The sequence below is a fragment of the Pseudomonas sp. TE31087 genome, assembly GCF_057284075.1.
On the sequence record NZ_JBXVNN010000001.1, the window covers coordinates 205,163 to 229,818 of the forward strand.

Genomic DNA, 24,656 nt, shown 5'->3' on the forward strand with positions numbered 1-24,656 from the left:
TTCGGGCGGACTCTAAGCAACGCTTGACCCTGAGGTCAATAATTTTCTGACTCAAAGGTCAAGATTTCGTCCAGAGGCCTTCCGAACCGCTTCATCGAGCCTTTCTCCAAGCATAGTTCGCGCCGAGTGGGAAAGTTGACCCGCCAGTCGCACAAAGCGCGTCGCGCCGCTGCGCGGGCACGGGACAAGTGCGCTACAATCGCGCCCTTGTGCACAGCTACCCAGATCGCGAAGGAAAACCATGACGTTCAAGGCGCCGGACAGCCTCTCCGAGCAAATTGCCCACTACCTGGCCGAGCGGATCATCCGCGGCGAACTCGCACCCGGCGAGCGCATCCAGGAGCAGAAGGTCACCCAGGCCCTCAACGTCAGCCGCGGCTCGGTGCGCGAGGCGCTGCTCATTCTCGAACGCCGTCACCTGGTGGCGATCCTGCCGCGCCGTGGTGCCCATGTGACCGAACTGGACGAGAACAGTGTGCGCAGCCTGTGCACCCTGATGGGCGAGTTCTACATCCTGCTGGGCAACGCTGTTGCCCAGCATTGGCGCATCGACAGCGACCTGCGCCCATTCCTGGACATCCAGCAGCGCCTCAAGCAGGCCCATGTCGCCAAGGACATCAAGGCCTTCGTCGGCGACAGCTTCGCGGTGATGCGCGCCGCCTACCCGTTCGCCAACAACCCGTACCTGCAGGAAACCGTCGAGAACCTGCAGCCGGCCATGAGCCGCGCCTACTACCTGGCCCTGGACCAGCGCCAGGCCAACATGGTCGATTACCTCGAGCTGTTCGCCCGCCTGCTCGAAGCCGTGGTCGCCCGCGACCTGCCGCGCATCCGCGAGGTGCTCACCGCCTATTGCCAGCGCAGTTGCGAACTGGTGCTGGCGGCGCTGGCGCGGGTCTGACCGATGCGCCTGAAGTGCATCCGCCTGGCCGGATTCAAGTCCTTCGTCGACCCGACCACGGTCAATTTTCCCAGCAACATGGCGGCCGTGGTCGGTCCCAATGGCTGCGGCAAGTCCAACATCATCGACGCGGTGCGCTGGGTGATGGGCGAAAGCTCGGCCAAAAACCTGCGCGGCGAGTCGATGACCGATGTCATCTTCAACGGCTCCACCAGCCGCAAACCGGTCAGCCAGGCCAGCATCGAACTGGTGTTCGACAACAGCGACAACACCCTGGTCGGCGAGTACGCCGCCTACGCCGAGATCTCGATCCGCCGCAAGGTCACCCGCGACGGGCAGAACACCTATTACCTCAACGGCACCAAGTGCCGGCGCCGTGATATCACCGATATCTTCCTCGGCACGGGCCTGGGGCCGCGCAGCTACTCGATCATCGAGCAGGGCATGATCTCCAAGCTGATCGAGGCCAAGCCCGAGGAGCTGCGCAATTTCATCGAGGAGGCGGCCGGCATCTCCAAGTACAAGGAGCGCCGCCGCGAGACCGAGAACCGTATCCGCCGCACCCAGGAGAACCTGGCGCGCCTGACCGACCTGCGCGAAGAGCTGGAGCGCCAGCTCGAGCGCCTGCACCGCCAGGCCCAGGCCGCCGAGAAGTACCGCGAGTACAAGGCCGAGGAACGCCAGCTCAAGGCGCGCCTGGCGGCCCTGCGCTGGCGTGACCTGGACCAGCGGGTGCGCCAGCGCGAGGCGGTCATCGGCGACCAGGAGATCGCCTTCGAGGCGCTGGTGGCCGAGCAGCGCAATGCCGATGCCAGCATCGAGCGCCTGCGCGACGGCCATCATGAGCTGTCCGAACGCTTTAACCAGGTGCAGGGCCGCTTCTATTCGGTGGCCGGCGATATCGCCCGGGTCGAGCAGAGCATCCAGCATGGCCAGCAGCGCCTGCGTCAGTTGCAGGACGACCTCAAGGAAGCCGAGCGCAGCCGCCTGGAAACCGAATCGCACCTGGGGCACGACCGCACCTTGCTGGCGACCCTCGGTGAAGAGTTGGCCATGCTCGAACCCGAGCAGGAACTGACCCTGGCAGCGGCCGAGGAGGCCGCCGCGACCCTGGAAGAGGCAGAGCTGGGCATGCACGGCTGGCAGGAGCAGTGGGACAGCTTCAACACCCGCTCCGCCGAGCCGCGTCGCCAGGCCGAAGTGCAGCAGGCGCGCCTGGCGCAGCTGGAGGCCAGCCTGGAGCGTCTGGCCGAGCGCCAGCGCAAGCTGGGCGAAGAGCGTGACCAGCTCGGCGAGGATACGCAGGATACCGAGACCAGCGACCTGGGCGAGCAGGTGGCCGGCAGTGAGTTGCTGCTCGAGGAACTCCAGCTGCAGGAGCGGCAGGTGGTCGAGCAGCTGGATGCGTTGCGCGAGCAGATGCAGCAGGCCAGCCAGGCGCAGCAGCAACAGCAGGGTGACCTGCAGCGCCTGGGCGGGCGCCTGGCGTCCCTCGAAGCCTTGCAGCAGGCCGCGCTGGAACCGGGTGTCGGGGCCGCCGACTGGCTGCGCGCCCAGGGCCTGGAACAGCGCCCACGGCTGGCCGAGGGGCTGCGGGTCGAGCCCGGCTGGGAGCTGGCGGTGGAAACGGTGCTGGGCGCCGATCTGCAGGCAGTGCTGCTGGATGATTTCGCCGGCCTGGAGTTCGCCGCGCTGGAGCAGGGCGAACTGCGCCTGCTGATGGCGGGGGGAGGGGGCGCGACCGTCCCCGGCAGCCTGCTCGACAAGGTCGAAGGGCGCGTCGACCTGTCGCCCTGGCTGGGCCAGGTCATGCCGGTGGACACCCTGGAGCAGGCCCTGGCCCGGCGGGCGTCGCTGAACGATGGGCAGAGCCTGGTCAGCCGTGACGGCTATTGGGTCGGGCGACACTTCCTGCGGGTCAGCCGAGGAAGCGAGGCCCAGGGTGGCGTGCTGGCCCGTGGCCAGGAGATCGAGCGCCTGGGGCAGGAACAGCTGGAACAGGAGGCCTTGCTCGAACAGCTCGACGAACAGTTGCAACGCCTGCGCGAGCAGCAGCTCGACCTGGAGGAGCAACGCGAGCAGCTGCGTCGTCGCAGTCAGGACGAAGGCCGTCAGCATGGCGAGCTCAAGGCGCGCCTGTCCGCCGGCCGTGCCCGTGCCGAGCAGCTGGAGCTGCGCCGCCGGCGCCTGCAGGAAGAACTGACCGAGCTGCAGGAGCAGCGCGCCCTGGAGCACGAGCAACTGGGCGAGGCGCGCCTGTTGCTGCAGGAAGCCCTGGAACTGATGGCCCAGGACACCGAGCAGCGCGAGCTGTTGATGGCGCGCCGCGACACCCTGCGCGAAGGTCTCGACCGCATCCGCCAGGAGGCCCGCCAGCACAAGGACCACGGTCACCAGCTGGCCGTGCGCCTGGGCTCGCTGCGCGCCCAGCATGACTCGACCCGTCAGGCCCTCGAACGCCTGGAACAGCAGGCCGCACGCCTGGGCGAGCGCCAGGAGCAGTTGAACCTGAACCTGGAGGAGGGCGAGGCGCCGCTGGAAGAATTGCGCCTCAAGCTCGAAGAGCTGCTGGAGCGACGCATGAGCGTCGACGAGGAAATGCGCCAGGCGCGCCTGCACATGGACGAGGCCGACCGTGAGCTGCGCGATGCCGAACGGCGCCGCACCCAGGCCGAGCAGCAGTCGCAACTGTTGCGCGGCCAGCTGGAGCAGCAGCGCCTGGAGTCCCAGGGCCTGGACGTGCGACGCAAGACCTTGCAGGAACAACTGCTCGCCGACGGCTACGATCTTCAGGGCGTGCTCGCCACGCTCGAGGCCGATGCCAGCGAGCAGGGTACCGAACAGGCATTGGAGCAGATCGAGGCGCGCATCCAGCGCCTGGGCGCGATCAACCTGGCGGCCATCGAGGAATACGAACAGCAGTCCGAACGCAAGCGTTACCTGGACGCCCAGGACGCCGACCTGGTCGAGGCGCTGGAGACCCTGGAAAACGTCATCCGCAAGATCGACAAGGAAACCCGCAACCGCTTCAAGGATACCTTTGATCAGATAAATGCCGGATTACAGGCACTTTTCCCAAAAGTTTTCGGTGGCGGCAGCGCTTATCTGGAACTGACGGGCGAAGATCTACTCGATACAGGGGTGACGATCATGGCGCGTCCACCGGGCAAGAAGAACAGCACCATCCATCTGTTGTCCGGCGGCGAGAAGGCACTGACGGCCCTGGCCCTGGTGTTCGCCATCTTCAAGCTGAACCCGGCGCCGTTCTGCATGCTCGACGAGGTCGACGCGCCGCTGGACGACGCCAACGTCGGGCGCTATGCCCGCCTGGTCAAGGAAATGAGCGAGACCGTGCAGTTCATCTACATCACCCACAACAAGATCGCCATGGAAATGGCCGACCAGCTGATGGGGGTGACCATGCACGAGCCGGGTTGTTCACGTCTTGTTGCAGTTGATGTGGAAGAGGCAATGGCCATGGTCGATGCGTAAGGGGTAAAGAATGGGTGTGAACATGTAGGCAAAAGCCTCAGCAGATGCGACAGACGGTGTAAAGTTGCCTTTGGTCGTGCTAGCTTAATGTCACTTGTTTTTTGCGTGGGTAAAACGCCTGTCAGAACATAGAGTTGGCGCCACGTGTTAAAGGCCTTTGAAGCCTTTGTTTTCAAGCATATTTTTTATAGAGGCACGGGATTACATGGAAATCGGTCTGCGCGAGTGGCTGATCGTCATCGGCATCATTGTCATCGCCGGTATTCTTTTCGACGGCTGGCGCCGCATGCGCGGCGGCAAGGGCAAGTTGAAGTTCCGTCTGGACCGTAGCTACGCCAACGCCCCGGACGACGACAGCGGCAGCGCCGAGGTGCTCGGCCCTGCGCGTGTGCTGGATACCCATAAAGAGCCCGAGCTGGACGAGTCCGACCTGCCGTCGGTGAGCGTCCCTGCGCGTGAACGGGAGCGCGAGCGCGAACCCAAGCCGGCCAAGGCCAAGCGCGGCAAGCGCAACCACAGCGAGCCGCAGCAGGGTGACCTGAACCTGGCCGCCGAGCCCCGCGAGCCCGACCTGTTCGAGGGTGGCGACGACGATTTCGCCGCCGACAACACCCGCGCCAACGGCTTCACCGCGCCGAGCACGCCGGCCAAGGAGCTGCCGCCGGCCGAGGAAGTGCTGGTGATCAGCGTCATTTCCCGTGACGAAGGTGGCTTCAAGGGCCCGGCGCTGCTGCAGAACATCCTCGAAAGCGGCCTGCGCTTCGGCGAAATGGACATCTTCCACCGCCACGAGAGCATGGCCGGCCACGGCGAAGTGCTGTTCTCCATGGCCAACGCGGTCAAGCCCGGCGTGTTCGACCTGGACGACATCGACCATTTCAGCACCCGTGCGGTGAGCTTCTTCCTCGGTCTGCCTGGCCCGCGTCATCCCAAGCAGGCCTTCGACGTGATGGTGGCCGCCGCCCGCAAGTTGGCCCACGAGCTCAATGGTGAGCTCAAGGATGACCAGCGCAGCGTGCTGACCGCCCAGACCATCGAGCATTACCGTCAGCGCATCGTCGAATTCGAGCGCCGCGCCCTGACCCAGAAACGCTGATGTTTACGAGCGGGCGGATCCTGCCTCGATCCGCGCCGCGATGATTCAAGTAAAAGAGCAGCCAGGGGCTGCTCTTTTGCTTTGCAAGAGAAGACCAACCATGAACGCCGAATCCCGAATCCATGCCCTGCGCGCCGAACTCGACCAGCACAACTACCGCTATTACGTGCTCGACGAACCCAGCGTGCCCGATGCCGAATACGACCGACTGTTCAACGAGCTCAAGGCGCTGGAGGCCGAGCATCCGCACCTGGTGACCCCGGACTCGCCGACCCAGCGCGTCGGTGGTGCGGCGCTGGCGGCTTTCAGCCAGGTCCGCCACGAGGTGCCGATGCTCAGCCTGGGCAACGCCTTCGAGGAGGATGACCTGCGCGATTTCGGTCGCCGCGTCGTGGAGGGCCTGGACCTGCCGGGCGGTGATCAGGCCGCGGTGGACTACAGCTGCGAGCCGAAACTCGACGGCCTGGCGGTGAGCCTGCTGTACCGCGATGGCCAGCTGGTGCAGGGCGCCACCCGCGGCGACGGCACCACCGGCGAGGACATCAGCACCAACGTGCGCACCGTGCGCAACATCCCGCTCAAGCTGCAGGGCGAGGGCTGGCCGGCGGTGCTGGAAGTGCGCGGCGAGGTGTACATGAGCAAGGCCGGTTTCGACCGGCTTAACGCCGCCCAGGCCGACGCCGGCGGCAAGACTTTCGCCAACCCGCGCAACGCCGCGGCCGGCAGCCTGCGCCAGCTGGACTCGAAGATCACCGCCAGCCGCCCGCTGGAATTCTGCTGCTATGGCGTCGGCCAGGTATCTGAGCCTTTTGGCGACAGCCATATCGGCATCCTCGAAAAGCTCAAGACCTGGGGGTTGCCGATCAGCCGCGAGCTGCGCCATGCCGCCGGCATCGAGGAGTGCCTGGCCTACTACCGCGATATCGGTGCCCGTCGCAATGGCCTGCCCTACGAGATCGACGGTGTGGTGTTCAAGGTCAACAGCCTGGCCTCCCAGCGTGAGCTGGGCTTCCGCGCCCGCGAGCCACGCTGGGCGATCGCCCACAAGTTCCCGGCCATGGAAGAGCTCACCGAGGTACTCGACGTCGAGTTCCAGGTTGGCCGCACCGGCGCGGTGACCCCGGTGGCGCGGCTCAAGCCGGTCAAGGTGGCCGGCGTGACCGTGTCCAACGCCACCTTGCACAACATGGACGAGATCGCCCGCCTGGGCCTGCGCATCGGCGACACGGTGATTATCCGCCGCGCCGGCGATGTGATCCCGCAGGTGATGCAGGTGGTGCTCGACCGCCGTCCGCAGGACGCCCGGCCGGTCGAGGTGCCCACGCAGTGCCCGGTGTGCGGCTCGCAGGTCGAGCGCACCCAGCTGGTCAAGCGCAGCAAGGGCAAGGAAACCACCAGCGAAGGCGCGGTGTACCGTTGCGTGGGGCGCCTGAGCTGCGCTGCCCAGCTCAAGCAGGCGATCATCCACTACGTATCGCGCCGGGCCATGGACATCGACGGCCTGGGCGAGAAGAGCGTCGAGCAGCTGGTCGACGAGAACCTGATCCGCTCACCGGCCGATCTCTACCGCCTGACCTTCGACCAGGTGGTGGCGCTGGAAGGCTTTGCCGAGGTGTCGAGCAACAAGCTGCTGGCCGCCATCGAGGCGAGCAAGCGCCCGAGCCTGGCGCGCTTCATCTATGCGCTGGGCATCCCCGATGTCGGCGAGGAGACCGCCAAGGTCCTGGCCCGCTCCCTGGGCAGCCTGGCGCGGGTGCAGGTGGCGTTGCCGCAGGTGCTGACCTATCTGCCGGACATAGGCCTAGAGGTTGCCCACGAGATCCACAACTTCTTCGAGGACGCGCACAATCGCGAGGTCATCGCGCAGTTGCTGGCCAGCGGCATGCAGTTGCAGGACGAGGGCGAGCTTGCCGCCGAGTTCGCCGCCAGCACCACGCTGGCCGGGATGCTGGCCAAGCTCGACATCCCCTCGGTCGGCCCGACCGGCGCCGAGAAGCTGGTGGACAAGCTGGGTACGCTGGACAAGATCATCGCCGCCGATGGCATCGACTTGCGCCAGGCCCTGAATACCAAGGCCGCCGACGGGGTGCGCGAGTTCTTCAAGGTCGAGGCCAACCAGCAGCTGGCCCACGCCATCGAGGCCCAGTTGCTGGAATTCGGCATGCACTGGTCGTGTGAGAAGAAAACCGCCGAGGGCTTGCCGCTGGCCGGACAGACCTGGGTGCTGACCGGCACCCTGGAACGCATGAGCCGCGATATCGCCAAGGAGAAGCTGGAAAGCCTGGGGGCCAAGGTGGCGGGTTCCGTGTCGGGCAAGACCCACTGTGTGGTCGCCGGCCCCGGCGCCGGCTCCCAAGCTGGCCAAGGCCGCTGAGCTGGGCGTGGCGGTGTTGGACGAGGAGGCGTTCGTGGGCTTCCTGGCGGAGCGCGGCATCAGCGTCTGAACCCGCAGGCCTTATCGCGGGGCAAGCCCGCTCCCACGGGTGATGATGCGTGGGAGCGGGCTTGCCCCGCGATAGATTTGCCACAAGTCCTTGAGAAATGATGGTTTTTTCACGATCAAAGGTTGTAACTTCGCCCCGGCGCTGTACAATGGCGCGGCTCGTCAGCTGACGAGCCGTCGTGGTGGCCCCATCGGTCCCCCCGCATTGATTACCCGTTAACCTGGTCAGGCCCGGAAGGGAGCAGCCATAGCGGGAACATCGAGTGCCGGGGTGTGGCTGGTGGGGCCGCCTCCATTTTGGGCGCAGGGGTTTTCCGGCGTACCTGTCAGGCGTCGCCCATCAGACGCTTTTCTTTACACCCTCGCACCGTTTTCCGCCTGCACGATCCCGCGCAGCGCCTTATCATGCATCCCATCGTGTCAGCCCAATCGGCCAGGAGATAGCGACCGTGGAACATGTCGACGACCTCACCCGCCAGAAAATCCGTGAGTGGCAGATGCGCCGCCTGGAAATCAAGGACCAGATGGCCGCCAGCCCCGAGCGTGTGCTGGAGCTGTCGCAGGTGCTCGACCAGATGGAAGAAGAGCATGAGCGCATCCTCGAGGAAGCGGCTGCCCCTGTGGCAGTGACGGCTGACGCGGCGGCCTTCGCGTTGCAGGTGCAGGTGTCGGCGCACTCGGTGCGTGACTTGCGCAAGTTGCTGGACCTGGCCCTGCATGAGCTCGATGGCGTACTTGATGCGCCGCAGGCGGGTATCAGCTATCCCGGCGACATGGCGGGGTCGTTGGGAGCCTACCGCTTCGAACTGGTGGTGGGGCAGGCCGCTGAATCCGACAACCCTTGAGTGATCCCCGGACCCGTACCGATATGCAGCCCGAGCACTTCGACTTTTCCCATCCGGTGTACCTGCCGGTCAGCGCAGAGGTATGCCAGGCCTTGCTGCAGGCCGAGGGCGCGCCTGCGCTCGACGCCTTGGGCGAGCCGGAGCTGGCAGCAATACTGGTGATCCAGAACCTGGCCCAGACACCGGGCCAGGTCGATGCGCGGGCGGCGGAAAAGGTCCTGGGCAAGCTGCTGGCGTGGGCGGTCGATGGCGCGCACTCGCCTGGCGTGGGCTTGCTGTCCGAGGCCCGTCGGCTGTTCGATGCGCGCAAGCTCTATTTCGGCCTCGAGGTGATCAAGGGCTCGAAACTGCGCCTGCTCGATGCCGAACAGGTACAGGCGCGGGAGTACCTGCTGGCGGATGGCAAATGGGATTTTGACTACCGCATCCGCCTGCATCACAGTGACAACCCGTTCAGCCAGCGGGTGACCACCGGCTTCGACAGCGAGCGCTGGCTGACCGTCGAGCAGGACAAGCTGCTCAAGGTCATCCAGGCCAACCTCGACGAGGATATCCACGTGCAGGGCTATGCCGGGATCGGCAAGAGCTACCTGCTCGGCGCCCTGATGGAATGCCTGCCGCGTGGCCGGGTGCTGGCCCTGGCGCGCACACCGGCCAAGCTCGGTACCCTGCGTCGGCGCATGGGGCTGGATGCCCAGGCCAAGGTCGGCATGACCTTCGGCCAGTTCGCCCGGGCCCTGCTGAAGGATAACCGGCCGGTTTCCGCCCGGACGGCGCCGCGCGGCCCCGGCAAGCGCCGGCTGGCCGAAGAGCTGGGGATCGTCGGGCTGCGCCAATACGACGCCGAGCACGCCCTGGATATCTGCCTGGAAGTGCTGCGCAACTATTGCGAGTCGCGGGACTACAGCCTGTCCAACCGCCACCTGCCGCACTTTCGCCAGGCGCTGTCCAGCCTCGATGCCCAGGTGCTGCTCGAGTACGCCAGCCGCCTGTGGCGTTACCTGGAGGCGCAGCCGAGCTGGGGTACGCAGACCGGGTTCGAGGCGTTGCTGCTGCTCAAGCGCGCCAGCCTGGGTGGCTGCAGCGTGCCCGGGCGCTTCAGCCATGTGATCATCGACGAGAGCCAGGATGTGCCGGCCTCGCTGCTGCAGGTCATCGAGCGTGGCCGCCAGGTGCTGATCACCCTGGGCGACGAATACCAGAAGGCCAGCGGCGAGGTGGTCAGGCGCGAGCGTCAGGTGCGCCAGAAGGACATGGCCTTCGCCGTGCGCTCCGGGCCCAAGGTGGAGCGCCTGATCAACCCGCTGATCGGTGTGCACTCGAAAAAATCCAAGGTCGCGTTCGAGGCGGCGCGGCATGTCGATGTCGGCATCGAGCACTTCCCCGAAGGTTTTGTCCCGCCCGAGGGCTGCGTGGTACTGACTGCCTCGCGCTGGGACACGATGCGCTGGGCCATGGAGATGGCCGAGTCCAACTGCCTGCTGAACTTCCCCGACTGGCCAGATATGCGGCGGTTCATGGCCACCGCGATTGGCCTGTTCAGGTCGGCGTTCTATGCGCCGGGGCAGGACGCCGAAGGGCCGCATGGGTACTTCGCGCACCTGCTCGACTGGCAGCAGGTGCGCGAGTCCGAGCGTTTCGATGCCGCGTTTCAGTGGGTCGAGGCGCGGCTGGAGGCGGGTTTCAAGCTTGCCGACCTGACCGGTCTGGATGCGCGCGTCGCCGTGCAGCCCACCAGCCTCACACTGTTGATGGCTGAGGAGGCCGGTGGCCTGGAGTTCGATCAGGTGCTGTTGACGCCGGAGCTGATGACCACCCAGCGCTTCAAGGACGCCTACGCCTTCGATGCGCGGATCTGCGCGGTGTACATCGCCCTGTCGCGGGCGCGGCGGCAGTTGTACCTGCCCTATGACGTGGAGGAGTGGATCAATTACCACAAGGGCCAGCCGTTCCGCGAGTTGCACGGCTACTGAACCCGTCGCCGTGCTCTGGTCTGGTGGGCCTCATCACGGGGCCAGGCGACTCCCACGCTTGCCCCTGCTGGCCGACACTTGCATCAATCGCTGGAAGGTCGGGCACTGCAGGTGGTTCTCCTCGGGGCACACCGCCGCATGCCGCAGCCCTTTGCTCATCGCCTGCAGGCGCTTGATCTTCTGCTCGATCTCATCGGCCTTGGCCAGCAGCAGCGCTCGGTCGACCCGTTGCTCGTCCAGCATCGCCGCCACCTCGTCCAGCGAAAATCCCGCCGCCTGGCCCAGGGCGATCAGGGCCAGGCGTTCGGGCGTATCCGCCGGGAATTGCCGGCGCTGGCCGCGGCCAGCGAGTGATGTGAGCAAGCCCTTGTTCGCGTAGTAACGCAATGTCGACGCCGGCACTCCGGTGCGCCTGGCGACATCGGCAATGTCCATCGCGGCTCCCTTGACTTGAAGTTGACTTCAACTTGCATGCTGCTCGGCATCGACCTTTCCGTCAATCTGCCAAGGGCTTTTGTCATGAGCGTTTCTTCTCTCGTATTTTCCATTCTGCTGATCGGCATCGGCGCCACCCTGGTCATGGACCTGTGGACCCTGCTGCTCAGGCGCCTGGGCATTACCACCCTGAACTACGCGATGGTCGGGCGCTGGGCGGGCCACCTGTTCGCGGGGTGCTGGCGGCATGCGGCGATCGGCAAGGCTGCGCCGGTCAGGGGGGAACTGGCGTGGGGCTGGTTGCTCCATTACGCCACGGGGCTGGTTTTTGCGGCGCTGCTGGTGGCTATTGCAGGGGAGGGGTGGTTGCAGGGGCCGCTCCTGTGGCCCGCGTTGCTGTTCGGGGTGGTCTCGGTGCTGGTGCCGTTGTGTGTGGTGCAGCCCGCGTTTGGGGCGGGGTATTTTGCCAGCCGTACCCCGACGCCGCTCAGGAGTTGCCTGCGTAGCTTGGCCACGCATGGCGTGTTCGGTTTTGGGTTGTTCCTGAGTGCGGTAGTGCTGGCAGGGGTTCGGGGAGGGGTGGCAGGTTAAACAGGTGTGTTTGGACCAATGGAGCCTGTCTCATGCTTGTCTTGGGTGAGGGCATCCAGGTGTCCGCCGCAACCCCTGCAGCGCCTATCAGATCGAGCGCCGCCCGCGCGGCGCATCGCGACGCAAGGCCGCTCCTACATCTATGGTTACCCCCATTTCTGCAATACTGTACTGAGATGTGCGTGAGTTTGGTTTGCGTCAATCTATACGGCGTCGTGTGGGAGGTTGGTCCCGCGCCTCGATGAAAATCGCGCCCGACGAGCCTAGATATTTGTTCGGCTTCTGAAGCCGAGTAGGAGCTCAGGTTGATCGCCAGGCCGGTATACCGTTCACGTCATCTGTGTGCAGCATCGCAAAACCAGGTGGGTTGTTACTCGTGTGTCTGCAGGGTCAAGCGTTCATGGCGCTTGACCCTGCATCAAATTCGCTGTGGTGTGCCGTGATGGCCCAGGCGATTCGGGCCAGTTTGTTGGCGATAGCGCACACCACCAGGTTGGGGTGGTGAACACGTAGCAAGCCACGTACCCAGTCCGCCAGCTTGCCGGTTTTGCGCTCCAGCCCAATCAGATAGACCCTCGCGCACTGGATCAGCAGTCGTCGCTGATTGCCGTCGCCCCGCTTGCTGATTCGCCCCAGGCAAGGTTTGCCGCCTGTCGTGTGCTGCCTGGGAACCAGGCCTATGGAGGCTGAATAATTTCGCCCACAGCGGAACTGCTTACCATCACCCAATTCCGCAGCCAGGGCGGTAGCGGTGATCGGGCCAATACAAGGTATCGACATCAAACGGGAAGCAAGATCATCGCTAACGGCCTGGCTATGCACTTCCTTGTCCAGAGCCTTGATCCGATCATCGAGATAGCGGAAGTGGGCATGTAGGTCCAGCAACAGCTTCTTGATCAACGGTGAGAAGGTACTGTCGTCCAGCAGAATGGGGAGCTCCCGGACCGCCTTGAAGGTGGGTGCCAAACTGACCCCCACCTCGAGCAAATAAGCGTGGATGCGGTTCATGGTGGCAGTACGGTCTCTGATGAAGCTGTCGCGCAGTGAATTGAGCATCGCCAGCGCCTGCTGGGCCTCGGTTTTGGGAGGCACGAAGCGCATCTGATCGCGGGTTGCCGCCTCACCGATAGCGGCAGCATCGGCAAAGTCATTCTTGTTGCTTTTCACGTAGGGGCGAACGAACTGTGCGGGAATAAGTTTGGGCGTATGACCCTGTCTCGTCACCTCTCGCGCCATGAAATGAGAGCCACCACAGGCCTCCATCGCCACCGTGCAGGGCGCAAGATTGGCAAGGTGGCGGATGAGTGACTCACGGTTGAACCTGCGGTGATAGAGCTCATGACCCCGATCATCCTGAGCGTGTACATGGAAGCTCAACTTTCCCAGGTCGATGGCGATGATGGCGACAGTGTTCATGGCGTTGCACTCCGATAGGCACCCTGTGAAAGCTTAGAGGGCTGACACAGGGTGGGGCGGGGGTAGCCATTTCATTATTTGTTGCAACGTGCCGAACCTGTCAGGCCATGGTTGCCCGCCTTGGCGCATGCCTTGAGACAGGTGGGACGGCAACGATGCCCACGCTGAAACTGTGTCGTACCAACAAGGCGGACCCGGTAATGGTACAGGATTGACTGGCCCGAAACAGATGTAGGAGCGGCCTTGCGTCGCGATGCGCAGCGCGGGCGGCGCTCGATCTGATAGGCGCTGCACCTCTAACGTCGAGCACCTTGAAAGACCTGGCCGTCGGTATACCTCTGGACAATCCGCTGCATCTCCCCGGACTGCTTGATCCGCACCAGCGCCCTGAGCACGCCTTGGGTCGGTAGTTGGGGATCATTGCGCACCATGCAGCCCAGCGCTTGCTCTTCCAGCACGGCCAAGGCTTGCAGGCGTTGCCCCGGCGGCAGGGAGCGGTTGTACCATTGCAATGACAACTGGTTGCTGATCGCGTGGCGAAAGCGTCCGGCCTGGAGCTTCTGCAGGGCCAGCAACTGGTTGCGGCTGTCCTCGCGTTGCAGGCGGCCCTGGCTGAACAGGAGTTCGAGGGTGGGGTAGGTGTAGCCGAGTACAGTGCCGATAGCCTGCGGCGGCAGTGCTTCCGGGTGGGTGGGGCCGCTGTCGCCGGGGCGGCCGATCAGCAGGTCACGCTGTTCGATGACGGGGATGCTCCACAGGAAGTCGCCCGGCCGGTCGGTCAGCCACTGGGTGGAGACGTAGCAGCGCACGTCGATTTCGCCGGCCTGCATCGCCTCCTGCAGGCGCAGGCGGGCCATCACGTGGTATTGCGGGCGGGCGTCGACCTCCCGGGCAATGGCCTGCATCAGCTCGAAAAGGATGCCTTCCACCGGTTGCTGGTCCTCGGTGCGCATCAACGGCATGCTCCAGCTTTCGGCGACGGAAAAGCGCAGCACCGGCGGGTGCGCCAGGCTTTGGGTGGTCCACAGCAACAGGATAGCCAGGACTCGCCGCACGCCTCATCCTCCCTGATCCGCCGTCCGTGTGCCCGCTACTGAGCTTAGTCGAGATCGGCAGGGTGCAATTTCGGCCCCGCTCCGCTAGCATTAGCGCTCTTTCCGCCCGCTCCGGTCACGATGGTTTTTTGATGAGTTATCAGGTTCTTGCACGTAAATGGCGTCCGCGCTCGTTCCGCGAAATGGTCGGCCAGACCCATGTGCTCAAGGCTTTGATCAACGCCCTGGACAACCAGCGCCTGCACCACGCCTACCTGTTCACCGGTACCCGGGGCGTGGGCAAGACCACCATTGCGCGGATCATCGCCAAGTGCCTGAACTGCGAGACCGGCATCACCTCCACGCCGTGCGGCACCTGTTCGGTGTGCCGGGAGATCGACGAAGGTCGTTTCGTTGACCTGATCGAGATCGACGCCGCCAGTCGAACCAAGGTCGAGGACACCCGCGAACTGCTCGACAACGTGCAGTACGCGCCAAGCCGCGGGCGCTTCAAGGTCTACCTGATCGACGAAGTGCACATGCTCTCCACCCACTCGTTCAACGCCTTGTTGAAGACGCTGGAAGAGCCGCCGCCCTACGTCAAGTTCATCCTCGCCACCACCGACCCGCAGAAGCTGCCGGCGACCATCCTGTCGCGCTGCCTGCAGTTCTCGCTAAAGAACATGAGCCCGGAACGGGTGGTCGAGCACCTGACCCATGTGCTGGGCGCCGAGAACGTGCCGTTCGAGGACGACGCCCTGTGGTTGCTCGGTCGCGCCGCCGATGGTTCGATGCGCGACGCCATGAGCCTGACCGACCAGGCTATCGCCTTCGGCGAGGGCAAGGTGCTGGCCGCCGATGTGCGGGCGATGCTCGGCACTCTCGACCATGGCCAGGTGTACGGTGTGCTGCAGGCGTTGCTCGAGGGCGATGCCCGGGCATTGCTGGAGGCGGTGCGCGATCTGGCCGAACAAGGTCCGGACTGGAACGGCGTACTGTCGGAAATGCTCAACGTGCTGCACCGGGTGGCGATTGCCCAGGCCCTGCCCGAGGCGGTCGACAACGGCCAGGGCGACCGTGAGCGCGTGCTGGCGCTGGCCCAGGCCCTGCCGGCCGAGGATGTGCAGTTCTACTACCAGATGGGCCTGATCGGCCGACGCGACCTGCCGCTGGCGCCGGACCCGCGTGGTGGCTTCGAAATGGTCCTGCTGCGCATGCTGGCCTTCCGCCCGGCCGACACCGACGATGCACCGAAGCCGGTACTAAAGCCGGTGGGGATCAGCCAAGCCACAGCTGATCCGGCCCAACCGGTGGCAGCGGCGGCTATTGCCGTGGCGCCGCCCGTTGCCGCCAGCCCTGTCGCTGAAGCGGTCGCGCCGGAGCCCGTGGCTGAGCCACCTGTACAGCCAGAGCCGCCAGTCGTCGAAGTGCCGGCCGTTGCCGAGGTTGTCGAGGCGCCGCAACCGCAATCGGAACCAGAGCCTGAGCCGCAGCCCGTCGAGGAGGTCATCGACCTGCCGTGGGAGGAGCCCGTTGCCGCGCCGGCGCCGGTTGCGCCCGAGCCTGCACCTGCGGTCGAGGCCGCCAACCCGCAGCCGGACTACGACGAGCCGCCGTTCGATCCGTCGGCCTACAGCCCGGCGGGCATGGACCGCGACGACGAGCCGCCGGCGGACGAGGACTACTACGCGCCCGACAGCGACCCGGCCGGCTTCAGCTACCTGGACGAGTTGGCCGAGCACGTGCAGGAAGAGGCGCCCGCCCAGGCGCCGGAGCCGCTGCCGGCGGCCATGCCCGCGAGCGGCCTCGCCCTGCAATGGCTGGAATTATTCCCACAGTTGCCTGTCTCCGGTATGACAGGCAACATCGCCGCAAACTGTACGCTGATCGCCGCCGATGGCGATGACTGGCTGTTGCACCTGGACCCGGGGCAGGGCGCGCTGTTCAACTCGACGCAGCAGCGCCGCCTGAACGACGCGCTCAACCAGCAGTTGGGTCGCGAGATCCGCCTGAAGATCGAGTTGATCCGCCCCGAGCAGGAGACCCCAGCCCAGGCCGCCTCGCGCAAGCGTGCCGAGCGTCAGCATGATGCGGTGGTGTCGATCGAGCAGGATCCGCTCATCCAGCAGATGATCCGGCAGTTCGGCGCGACGGTCAGGCAGGATACTATTGAGCCTGTAGACGCCCTGGCCAGCCAGGGCCAATGAACGGATAACCATGTGGCCCGCCTGTGCCGGGCCGCATCACATGACCCAATCGAGGTATACCCCATGATGAAAGGTGGCATGGCCGGCCTGATGAAGCAGGCCCAGCAGATGCAGGAAAAGATGCAGAAGATGCAGGAAGAGCTGGCCAACGCGGAAGTCACCGGCCAGTCCGGCGGCGGCCTGGTCAGCGTGGTGATGACCGGTCGCCACGACGTCAAGCGCGTCAGCATCGATCAGAGCCTGATGTCGACCGACGCCGACGACAAGGAAGTGCTCGAGGACCTGATCGCCGCCGCGCTGAACGACGCCGTGCGCAAGATCGAGCAGAGCAGTCAGGAAAAGATGGGCGGCATGACCGCTGGCATGCAGCTGCCGCCTGGTTTCAAGATGCCGTTCTGATCGGCTTCTGGCTTCAAATGGGGAGCAACGACCCGACGGTCGTTGCTCCCTTGTTCATTCTGTTTCCTGAATTGGCAGGCCTGCACACATGAGCTTCAGCCCCCTGATCCGCCAACTGATCGACGCCCTGCGCATCCTGCCCGGCGTCGGTCAGAAAACCGCCCAACGCATGGCCCTGCAGTTGCTTGAGCGCGACCGCAGCGGCGGCACGCGCCTGGCCCAGGCCCTGAGCCAGGCCATGGAAGGCGTCGGCCACTGCCGCCAGTGCCGGACCCTGACCGAGCAGGAGCTGTGTCCGCAGTGCGCCGACCCGCGCCGCGACGACAGCCAGCTGTGCGTGGTGGAGGGGCCGATGGATGTGTACGCGGTGGAGCAGACCGGCTATCGCGGCCGCTACTTCGTGCTCAAGGGGCACTTGTCGCCGCTCGATGGCCTGGGGCCTGAGGCCATCGGTATTCCGCAGCTGATGGCGCGGATCGAGGAGCAGGGCACCTTCAGCGAGGTGATCCTGGCCACCAACCCCACGGTGGAGGGGGAGGCGACTGCCCACTACATCGCCCAGCTGCTGGCCGAGAAGGGCCTGGCGGCCACGCGCATCGCCCATGGCGTGCCGTTGGGCGGGGAGCTGGAGCTGGTGGATGGCGGGACGCTGGCCCATGCTTTCGCGGGGCGCAGGCCGATTTCGCTGTAGGTCCATGTAAAGCATCGCGGGGCAAGCCCGCTCCCACGCAGGTTGCCTGCGTGGGAGCGGGCTTGCCCCGCGATCATTCTGGACGCGAACTCAGTACTCGCTCAGGGAAAACTCGGTCAGGCAGAAGGTCGGCACCCCGGCCGCCTGCAGGCGGCGCGAGCCTTCCAGCTCCGGCAGGTCGATGATCGCCGCCGCCTCGAACACTCGGGCGCCGGTGCGGCGCACCAGGTTGGCCGCGGCCAGCAAGGTGCCGCCGGTGGCGATCAGGTCATCGAAGATCAATACCGAGTCGCCATCGCACAGGCTGTCGGCGTGCACTTCCAGGAAGGCCTCTCCGTATTCGGTCTGGTAACCCTCGCTCAACACGTCTGCCGGCAGCTTGCCCTGCTTGCGGAACAGGATCAGAGGCTTGTTCAACTGGTGAGCGATGATCGAGCCGATCAGGAAGCCCCGCGCGTCCATGGCGCCGATATGGCTGAACTCGGCCTCGACATAGCGCTCGATGAACTGGTCGGCGACATAGCGCAGCCCGCGCGGCGATTGGAACAGCGGGGTGATGTCGCGGAAGATCACGCCCGGCTTGGGGAAGTCCACTACCGGGCGGATCAGGGCTTTGAGGTCGAAGGTGTCGCTGTGCATGGGCGGGTATCCTGGAAAAACTCGGCGCCAGTATACCCCGTCCGCAGGGCAATCAGGCGTCCAGCGCACCACCGGCCAGCGCACACAGCTGGATCGGATCGAGGATGTGCACTTCCTTGCCCTCGGCCTTGAGCAGGCCGTTCTGCTGGAAGCGGGTGAACACCCGCGACACGGTTTCCACCGCCAGGCCCAGGTAATTGCCGATCTCGTTGCGCGACATGCTCAGGCGGAACTGGTTGGCCGAGTAGCCGCGGGCACGGAAGCGTGCCGACAGGTTGACCAGGAAGGTGGCGATGCGCTCGTCGGCGGTCTTTTTCGACAGCAGCAGCATCATCTGCTGGTCGTCGCGGATCTCGCGGCTCATCACCCGCATCAGCTGGCGGCGCAGCTGCGGCAGCTGCACCGACAGCTCGTCGAGGCGCTCGAAGGGGATCTCGCACACCGAGGTGGTTTCCTGGGCCTGGGCCGACACCGGATAGGCCTCGGTGTCCATGCCGGACAGGCCGACCAGCTCGCTGGGCAGGTGGAAGCCGGTGATCTGCTCTTCGCCGGCATCGCTGAGGCTGAAGGTTTTCAGGGCGCCAGAGCGGACCGCATAGACCGAGCCGAAATTGTCACCCTGGCGGAACAGGAACTCGCCTTTCTTCAACGGGCGGCCGCGTTTGACGATTTCATCCAGTGCATCCATGTCCTCCAGGTTCAGGGACAGGGGCAGGCACAGGGGGGCCAGGCTGCAATCCTTGCAGTGGGCCTGGTTGTGTGGGCGCAGTTTTACTGGCTCGGACATTTCTTTCGATCCTTGTGGGAAAGCACACATAAGCCGTAAGGATAACCTGCGGCATGGGCTGTAGGCCAGTGTGCGCATTTTTGGTGCACGCTAGCGACGGTGCGGAAGGTGTGTTCCGCCACCGTTCAACTGTCCATAGTGTGCCTCGAAAGGCGGGCTGTCCATGCGGTGAAACGCCTCAATCGCCTCAGATCACCCGGGAAAAACGCTGGCGATTCTGCTGCGCGAGGTAGGCGTCGAACACCATGCATACCGAGCGCGCCAGCAGGCGTCCGGCCGGCAGGATGCGGATGCCTTTGCTGTCCAGGCTGATCAGGCCGTCGCGCTGCATGGCTTGCAGCTGTGGCCACAGCTCCTTGAAGTAGCCACGAAAATCGATGGTGAAGGCCTGCTCGAACGCCTCGAAATCCAGTTCGAAGTGGCAGATCAGTTGCTGGATCACCGCCCGGCGCAGGCGGTCGTCCTGGTTGCACAAAAGGCCACGCTGGGTCGCCAGCTGGGCGGTGGAGAGGGTGTCCTGATAGGTGTTGAGGTCGCTGCTGTTCTGGCAGTACAGGTCGCCGATCTGGCTGATCGCCGACACGCCCAGGCCGATCAGGTCGCAGTGGCCATGGGTGGTGTAGCCCTGGAAATTGCGCTGCAGGGTGCCTTCTTCCTGGGCGATGGCCAGTTCGTCGTCGGGCAGGGCGAAGTGGTCCATGCCGATGTAGCGGTAGCCGGCGGCGGTCAACTGGTCGATGGTGGCGTGGAGCATTTCCAGCTTGGCCGCCGGCGCCGGCAGGTCGGCGCTGTCGATGCGCCGCTGGGGCATGAAGCGCTCGGGCAGGTGTGCGTAGTTGAATACCGACAGACGGTCGGGCTGCAGGCGGATCACTTCCTCGACAGTGCGAGCGAAACCTTCCGGGGTCTGCTTGGGCAGGCCGTAGATCAGGTCGAGGTTGATCGAGCGGAACTGCAGGGTGCGCGCCGCCTCGATCAGGGTGCGGGTCTGCTCCAGGCTCTGCAGGCGGTTGACCGCGCGCTGCACGGCCGGATCGAGGTCCTGCACGCCGAGGCTGACGCGGTTGAAGCCCAGCTCGCGCAGCAGGCCCATGGTCGACCAGTCGGCCTCGCGCGGGTCGATCTCGATGCCGTAGTCGCCGGAGTCGTCGTCCAGCAGGTGGAAGTGCTGGCGCAGGGTGGCCATCAGCTGGCGCAGTTCGACATGGCTGAGGAAGGTCGGCGTGCCGCCGCCGAAGTGCAGCTGCTCGACCACCTGTTTCGGGTCGAGGTGGCAGGCGATCAGCTGGATCTCCTGCTCCAGGCGCTGCAGGTAGGGCGCGGCGCGGCCACGGTCCTTGGTGATGACCTTGTTGCAGGCGCAGTAGTAGCAGATGTTGGCGCAGAACGGCACGTGCACGTACAGCGACAGCGGGCGCGTGGCGCGGCGGCTTTCGCGCAGGGCGTGAAGCAGGTCGAACGAGCCCACTTCGCCGTGCAGTTGCACGGCGGTCGGATAGGAGGTGTAGCGTGGCCCGGCCAGATCGTAGCGACGAATCAGGTCGGCGTCCCAGCGTAGGTCGTCGAGCATGTGGGTGGTCCCCGGATAGAGCTGCAGTGTCCGGAGTCTAGGGGCGGATGTAAGAAGTCGTGTTGATTTGTATCAAGGTGAGTTGGCGGCCGTCGCGGGGCTGGCGTGGGAGCGGGCTTGCCCCGCGATCAATGTCCCATCAACCAATGCTGGTGAGGTCCGGGCAGTGTCCACAGGCCAAAGAGGACCACCAGCACGCCGCCGGCCATGCGCACCCCGCGCTTGCGCAGCAGGCGACCCACGCGCTCGGCGGCAAGCCCGGTGGCCAGCAGCACCGGCCAGGTGCCGACGCCGAACGCCAGCATCAGCGCCGCGCTGTGCAGCGCGCATCGCCCTGGCTCGCCGCCCACAGCAGGGTGCTGTACACCAGCCCGCACGGCAGCCAGCCCCACAGGGCGCCCAGCAGCAGGGCGCGAGGCAGGCTGGACACCGGCAGCAGGCGGGTGGCGATCGGTTGCACATGGCGCCACAGGCCGCGGCCGAGCGCCTCGATTCGGGTCAGTCCACTCCACCAGCCGGCCAGGTACAGGCCCATGGCGATCAGCAGCAGTGCCGCGACAACGCGCAAGCCGATGGCCAGCGGGCTACTGGCCAGCGCCACGCCGGCAAGGCCCAGCAACAGGCCGGCGGCGGCATAGCTGAGGATGCGCCCGAGGTTGTAGGCCAGCAGCAGGCGCAGGCGGCGGCCGCGCTGTTCAGCAGGGATGGCCAGGGTGAGGGCGCCCATCAGGCCGCCGCACATGCCCAGGCAGTGGCCGCCACCGAGCAGGCCCAGGACCAGCGCCGAGCCCAGCAGTGGAATCAGTTCAGGCACGTGGCGCGGGGTCCTTGTCGTCGGGCTGTTCGTCCCCGGGCTTCACGGCGGCCTGGTGGCGCGGGTCCTGGTCATCGAACAGGATGCTGTGGGCCGGGCCTTCGAGGTCGTCGTACTGGCCGCTGTCCACCGCCCAGAAGAAGATGTACACGGCGACGCCGACCAGCAGCAGGGCGGCGGGGATCATCACGTAGAGGGCGGGCATAGCGGTTTCCTTTCGAGCGACGTCGGCTCGCGCGCGCCCGGCGCCGCCTCGGCGGGCAGCCGGGTCAGGCGCAGGGCGTTGAGCACCACGATCAGCGAACTGACCGACATGCCGATCGCCGCCCACACCGGGGTGATCCAGCCGAGCGCGGCGAACGGCAGCATGAGGCCATTGTACAGCGTCGCCCAGAGCAGGTTCTCGACAATGTTGCGGCGGGTCCGGCGAGCCAGGTCGAAGGCCTGCACCAGCGCCTGCAGGCGGTTGGACAGCAGCACCGCGTCGGCGCTGGTCTTGGCAAGGTCCGTGGCGCTGCCCATGGCGATGCTGATGTCGGCGGCGGCCAGTACCGGCACGTCGTTGACGCCGTCGCCGAGCATCAGCACCTTGCGTCCTTCGCCTTGCAGGGCCTTGAGGCGGGTCAGCTTGTCGTCCGGGCGCAGGCCGCCGATCGCCTGGTCGATGCCCAGTTGCGTGGCCACTTCAGCAACCATTGGCGAGCTGTCGCCGGACAGCAGCAGCGTTTGCCAGCCCCGGGCCTTGCAGGCGGCCACCAGATCCTGGGCGTCGTCGCGCAGGCGGTCGTCCAGTCCGAACCAGGCCAGCGGCCCTTGACGGTCGCCCAGCAGCAGCCATTGCCCGCGTGGCTCCGGCACGGCGGGGACCTCGGCGCCGCTGAGGGCGCAGACGAAGGCGGGCTGGCCGATGCGCAGGCGCTGGCCGGCCAACTCGCCTTCCAGGCCCAGCCCCGGCATGGTGCTGACGCTTTCGGCGGCCTCGGCGGCGCGGCCAAAGGCGCGGGCGATGGGGTGCTCGGAGCGGTTCTCCAGCGCGGCGGCCAGCGCCAGGCACTGGTCGCCGTCCAGCCGGCCCAGTGGGCGCACGCTGCGCAAGGCCAGGCGGCCCTCGGTGAGGGTGCCGGTCTTGTCGAAGATCACCGTGTCGATCTGGTTCAGCCCCTCCAGTACATGCCCGCGGGTGACCAGCAGGCCGAGCTTGTGCAGGCTGCCGGTGGCGGCGGTAAGGGCGGTCGGCGTGGCCAGCGACAGGGCGCAGGGGCAGGTGGCGACCAGCATGGCCAGGACGATCCAGAACGCCCGGGGCGCATCAAGCTGCCACCAGACCACACCGATCACGGCGGCCGCCACCAGGGTGAACAGCAGGAACCATTGCGAGGCGCGGTCGGCGATTTCCGCCAGGCGCGGCTTTTCCGACTGGGCACGCTCCAGCAGACGGACGATGGCCGACAGCCGCGAGTCCTGGCCCAGGGCCTGGACTTCGACCGTGAGGGTACTCTCGACGTTGAGGGTGCCGCCGGTCACCCGGTCGCCGGCGCGGCGGGCCAGAGGCAGGTATTCGCCGGTGAGCAGCGACTCGTCGACGCTGGAGCGCCCGTCGACGATCAGCCCGTCGGCCGGGATCACCGCGCCGGGCAGCACCTGCACCCGGTCGCCGCACTGCAGTTCGCCAAGCAGGATGCGCTCCCCCTGGCCGTTGGCGTCCAGGCGCAGGCACGAGGCCGGCAACAGGTTGACCAGTTGCGCGGTGGCCGCCGCAGTGCGCTCGCGGGCCCGGCGCTCCAGATAGCGGCCGGTGAGCAGGAACAGGGCGAACATGCCGACGGTGTCGAAGTACAGCTCGCCACTGCCGGTGATCGCGGTCCAGATCCCGGCGCAGTAGGCCAGGGCGATGGCCAGCGACACCGAGACGTCCATGGTCAGGTGGCGGGTGCGCAGGTCGCGGGCCGCGCCCTTGAAGAACGGCGCGCAGCTGTAGAACACGATAGGGGTGGTGAGGAACAGCGCGACCCAGCGCAGGATGGTGTGCAGCTCGGGCGACAGGTCGATGTTGAATTCCGGCCAGGTGGCCATGGTCGCCATCATCGCCTGGAACCACAGCAGCCCGGCCACGCCCAGGCGGCGCAGGGCGCTGCGGTTTTCCCGGGCCAGCTGTTCGGCGGCCTGGTCGGGTTGGTAGGGGTGGGCGGCGTAGCCGATCTGGCGCAGCTCGGCCAGCAGCCTGGACAGCGGCAGCTGCTGGTCGTCCCAGCTGACCAGCAGGCGGTGGTTGGACAGGTTCAGGCGGGCGTCGTCGACGCCGGGCAGGTTGCGCAGGTGCTTCTCGATCAGCCAGCCGCAGGCGGCGCAGCTGATGCCCTCGACCATCAGGATGGTTTCGGCCAGCTCGCCTTCATGGCGAACGAACGTCTGTTGCACGTCGCTGCGGTCGTACAGCGCCAGTTCATCCTGGAGCTGGCGGGGCAGGGCCTCAGGGTTGGCGCTGGTGTCGCTGCGGTGCTGGTAGTAGTGCTCCAGGCCGCCGGCGACGATGGACTCGGCCACTGCCTGGCAGCCGGGGCAGCAGAACTGTCGCGGCTCGCCGAGGACCACGGCGGTGAAGCGGCTGCCGGCGGGAACGGGCAGGGCGCAGTGGTAGCAGGGGGTGGGGTGGGTCATCGACATCTCTTCTTGCCGGTGCGGGCTCGTGGGAGCGGGCTTGCCCCGCGATGGGTCCGGGATACTCGTTTTCAGGCCCAGCCCCATCGCGGGGCAAGCCCGCTCCCACGAAGTGTGGTGATATCGCCGTTACTGGTGCTCGGCACCTTGCAGCGCCTCGTCCCCCAGCTGCAAGGTCACCCCATGCTCGACCTTCTCTTCCTCGAACAGTCGCCACACATGCTCATCCTGGCTGCCCAGCAGCTCGACGAAGCGCCGCCCCTGGACCTTGTCGTCGAGCTGGCCGACATAGCGGCCCTGTTCGGCGCGGATCAGCGGCACCTTGCGGTCCTTGTCCGGCTGGGTCGGCGAGATCAGGTTCAGCTCCAGCGTCTGCGGGTCGCTGTTGCCGGTCAGGCGTACTTCCACTTCGCCGGTCAGCTCGTCCAGGTGCACGCTGGCCTTGAGGTTGAGGGTCTGGGCCAGCAGTTCGCGGTCCAGCGAGCGGTTGATGCCCTTGCCGGCCTCGTAGTAGTTGTCGTTGACCAGGTTGTCCGGGTTGCGCACGGCGATGCTGACCATGGTCAGGCTCAGGCACACCGAGGTGGCCAGGATGCCGATGATGATCCAGGGCCAGAGGTGCTTGTACCAGGGGCTGGCGGCGGTGGCTGCAGGCATTGTTGGTG

18 protein-coding genes, 1 other RNA gene and 2 pseudogenes are annotated in these 24,656 nt (G+C 66.0%); 11 read left to right on the forward strand and 10 right to left on the reverse strand.

Translation table 11 applies throughout. The features are described from left to right. The first annotated feature begins 241 nt into the window (after positions 1–241). From ACZ899_RS00910 to ACZ899_RS00940, 7 genes and pseudogenes are all read left to right on the forward strand, one after another. Positions 242–901: a GntR family transcriptional regulator gene (locus ACZ899_RS00910; RefSeq protein WP_234560292.1), complete on the forward strand. Its 660-nt coding sequence runs from the start codon at positions 242–244 to the stop codon at positions 899–901. A gap of 3 nt (positions 902–904) precedes the next feature. Beyond that, on the forward strand, positions 905–4,393 hold the full coding sequence (gene smc / locus ACZ899_RS00915; RefSeq protein WP_234560291.1) for a chromosome segregation protein SMC: 3,489 nt from the start codon (positions 905–907) through the stop codon (positions 4,391–4,393). Positions 4,394–4,598: 205 nt separating this feature from the next. After that, positions 4,599–5,489, forward strand: coding sequence for a cell division protein ZipA (gene zipA, locus ACZ899_RS00920; protein ID WP_203651753.1), 891 nt, complete (start codon positions 4,599–4,601; stop codon positions 5,487–5,489). A 100-nt stretch (positions 5,490–5,589) separates the two neighbouring features. After that, a pseudogene (gene ligA, locus ACZ899_RS00925) lies at positions 5,590–7,933 on the forward strand (NAD-dependent DNA ligase LigA). 188 nt (positions 7,934–8,121) lie between these two features. After that, positions 8,122–8,218: signal recognition particle sRNA small type (ffs, locus tag ACZ899_RS00930), an RNA gene on the forward strand. Positions 8,219–8,381: 163 nt separating this feature from the next. Continuing rightward, entirely contained in the window at positions 8,382–8,777 is a 396-nt protein-coding gene (locus ACZ899_RS00935; RefSeq protein ID WP_234560289.1) for a hypothetical protein, read from the forward strand. A 23-nt stretch (positions 8,778–8,800) separates the two neighbouring features. Next, positions 8,801–10,750 carry a hypothetical protein gene (locus tag ACZ899_RS00940; RefSeq protein ID WP_234560288.1) on the forward strand — a complete coding sequence of 650 codons (1,950 nt, stop codon included), beginning with the start codon at positions 8,801–8,803 and terminating at the stop codon, positions 10,748–10,750. Between the two features lie 33 nt (positions 10,751–10,783). On the opposite strand, the gene ACZ899_RS00945 is transcribed toward ACZ899_RS00940, so the two are convergent. Beyond that, a complete protein-coding gene (locus ACZ899_RS00945) occupies positions 10,784–11,185 on the reverse strand; it encodes a helix-turn-helix domain-containing protein (protein WP_203651757.1) in 402 nt (133 codons plus the stop codon). A gap of 84 nt (positions 11,186–11,269) precedes the next feature. On the opposite strand from ACZ899_RS00945, the gene ACZ899_RS00950 reads away from it, so the two are divergent. Continuing rightward, entirely contained in the window at positions 11,270–11,776 is a 507-nt protein-coding gene (locus ACZ899_RS00950) for a DUF2938 domain-containing protein (protein ID WP_203652621.1), read from the forward strand. A 390-nt stretch (positions 11,777–12,166) separates the two neighbouring features. On the opposite strand, the gene ACZ899_RS00955 is transcribed toward ACZ899_RS00950, so the two are convergent. Together ACZ899_RS00955 and ACZ899_RS00960 are read right to left on the reverse strand one after the other, a co-directional pair. Beyond that, the gene (locus tag ACZ899_RS00955) at positions 12,167–13,192 is read right to left on the reverse strand and encodes an IS110 family RNA-guided transposase (RefSeq protein ID WP_203646634.1); all 1,026 of its coding nucleotides are present in this window, start codon (positions 13,190–13,192) and stop codon (positions 12,167–12,169) included. Positions 13,193–13,488: 296 nt separating this feature from the next. After that, positions 13,489–14,247 (reverse strand): substrate-binding periplasmic protein, encoded by a 759-nt coding sequence (locus tag ACZ899_RS00960; RefSeq protein ID WP_234563124.1) that lies wholly within the window; start codon positions 14,245–14,247, stop codon positions 13,489–13,491. 131 nt (positions 14,248–14,378) lie between these two features. On the opposite strand from ACZ899_RS00960, the gene dnaX reads away from it, so the two are divergent. From dnaX to recR, 3 genes are all read left to right on the forward strand, one after another. Then, positions 14,379–16,433, forward strand: a complete 2,055-nt coding sequence (gene dnaX, locus ACZ899_RS00965; protein WP_234563125.1) for a DNA polymerase III subunit gamma/tau — start codon at positions 14,379–14,381, stop codon at positions 16,431–16,433. A 63-nt stretch (positions 16,434–16,496) separates the two neighbouring features. Continuing rightward, on the forward strand, positions 16,497–16,832 hold the full coding sequence (locus ACZ899_RS00970) for a YbaB/EbfC family nucleoid-associated protein (RefSeq protein ID WP_023632783.1): 336 nt from the start codon (positions 16,497–16,499) through the stop codon (positions 16,830–16,832). 88 nt (positions 16,833–16,920) lie between these two features. Next, complete coding sequence (gene recR / locus ACZ899_RS00975) at positions 16,921–17,523, forward strand: recombination mediator RecR (protein ID WP_028692866.1); 603 nt, start codon at positions 16,921–16,923, stop codon at positions 17,521–17,523. Between the two features lie 90 nt (positions 17,524–17,613). On the opposite strand, the gene ACZ899_RS00980 is transcribed toward recR, so the two are convergent. From ACZ899_RS00980 to ACZ899_RS01010, 7 genes and pseudogenes are all read right to left on the reverse strand, one after another. Beyond that, positions 17,614–18,162, reverse strand: a complete 549-nt coding sequence (locus ACZ899_RS00980; protein WP_203651763.1) for an adenine phosphoribosyltransferase — start codon at positions 18,160–18,162, stop codon at positions 17,614–17,616. A 52-nt stretch (positions 18,163–18,214) separates the two neighbouring features. Next, positions 18,215–18,949, reverse strand: a complete 735-nt coding sequence (gene fnrA / locus ACZ899_RS00985) for a Crp/Fnr family transcriptional regulator FnrA (protein ID WP_110739928.1) — start codon at positions 18,947–18,949, stop codon at positions 18,215–18,217. A gap of 187 nt (positions 18,950–19,136) precedes the next feature. Then, positions 19,137–20,519, reverse strand: coding sequence for an oxygen-independent coproporphyrinogen III oxidase (gene hemN / locus ACZ899_RS00990; protein WP_050706579.1), 1,383 nt, complete (start codon positions 20,517–20,519; stop codon positions 19,137–19,139). Positions 20,520–20,647: 128 nt separating this feature from the next. Beyond that, positions 20,648–21,333, reverse strand: a pseudogene (locus tag ACZ899_RS00995) (sulfite exporter TauE/SafE family protein). Then, positions 21,326–21,538 (reverse strand): cbb3-type cytochrome oxidase assembly protein CcoS, encoded by a 213-nt coding sequence (gene ccoS / locus ACZ899_RS01000; RefSeq protein WP_050706577.1) that lies wholly within the window; start codon positions 21,536–21,538, stop codon positions 21,326–21,328. Before ccoS ends, ACZ899_RS00995 begins: the two are co-directional and overlap by 8 nt. Then, entirely contained in the window at positions 21,520–23,991 is a 2,472-nt protein-coding gene (locus ACZ899_RS01005; RefSeq protein ID WP_234561727.1) for a heavy metal translocating P-type ATPase, read from the reverse strand. Before ACZ899_RS01005 ends, ccoS begins: the two co-directional genes overlap by 19 nt. A gap of 129 nt (positions 23,992–24,120) precedes the next feature. Then, the gene (locus ACZ899_RS01010; protein WP_069017296.1) at positions 24,121–24,648 is read right to left on the reverse strand and encodes a FixH family protein; all 528 of its coding nucleotides are present in this window, start codon (positions 24,646–24,648) and stop codon (positions 24,121–24,123) included. Between the last annotated feature and the right edge of the window lie 8 nt (positions 24,649–24,656).

Coding starts and splice junctions, on each gene's coding strand:
- zipA (WP_203651753.1), top strand. CDS start 4,599: ATGGAAATCGGTCTGCGCGAGTGGCTGATCGTCATCGGCATCATTGTC.
- ACZ899_RS00945 (WP_203651757.1), bottom strand. CDS start 11,185: ATGGACATTGCCGATGTCGCCAGGCGCACCGGAGTGCCGGCGTCGACA.
- ACZ899_RS01010 (WP_069017296.1), bottom strand. CDS start 24,648: ATGCCTGCAGCCACCGCCGCCAGCCCCTGGTACAAGCACCTCTGGCCC.
- recR (WP_028692866.1), top strand. CDS start 16,921: ATGAGCTTCAGCCCCCTGATCCGCCAACTGATCGACGCCCTGCGCATC.
- ACZ899_RS00940 (WP_234560288.1), top strand. CDS start 8,801: ATGCAGCCCGAGCACTTCGACTTTTCCCATCCGGTGTACCTGCCGGTC.
- ACZ899_RS00970 (WP_023632783.1), top strand. CDS start 16,497: ATGATGAAAGGTGGCATGGCCGGCCTGATGAAGCAGGCCCAGCAGATG.
- ACZ899_RS00950 (WP_203652621.1), top strand. CDS start 11,270: ATGAGCGTTTCTTCTCTCGTATTTTCCATTCTGCTGATCGGCATCGGC.
- ACZ899_RS00955 (WP_203646634.1), bottom strand. CDS start 13,192: ATGAACACTGTCGCCATCATCGCCATCGACCTGGGAAAGTTGAGCTTC.
- ACZ899_RS00980 (WP_203651763.1), bottom strand. CDS start 18,162: ATGCACAGCGACACCTTCGACCTCAAAGCCCTGATCCGCCCGGTAGTG.
- fnrA (WP_110739928.1), bottom strand. CDS start 18,949: ATGTCCGAGCCAGTAAAACTGCGCCCACACAACCAGGCCCACTGCAAG.
- ACZ899_RS01005 (WP_234561727.1), bottom strand. CDS start 23,991: ATGACCCACCCCACCCCCTGCTACCACTGCGCCCTGCCCGTTCCCGCC.
- dnaX (WP_234563125.1), top strand. CDS start 14,379: ATGAGTTATCAGGTTCTTGCACGTAAATGGCGTCCGCGCTCGTTCCGC.
- hemN (WP_050706579.1), bottom strand. CDS start 20,519: ATGCTCGACGACCTACGCTGGGACGCCGACCTGATTCGTCGCTACGAT.
- smc (WP_234560291.1), top strand. CDS start 905: ATGCGCCTGAAGTGCATCCGCCTGGCCGGATTCAAGTCCTTCGTCGAC.
- ccoS (WP_050706577.1), bottom strand. CDS start 21,538: ATGCCCGCCCTCTACGTGATGATCCCCGCCGCCCTGCTGCTGGTCGGC.
- ACZ899_RS00910 (WP_234560292.1), top strand. CDS start 242: ATGACGTTCAAGGCGCCGGACAGCCTCTCCGAGCAAATTGCCCACTAC.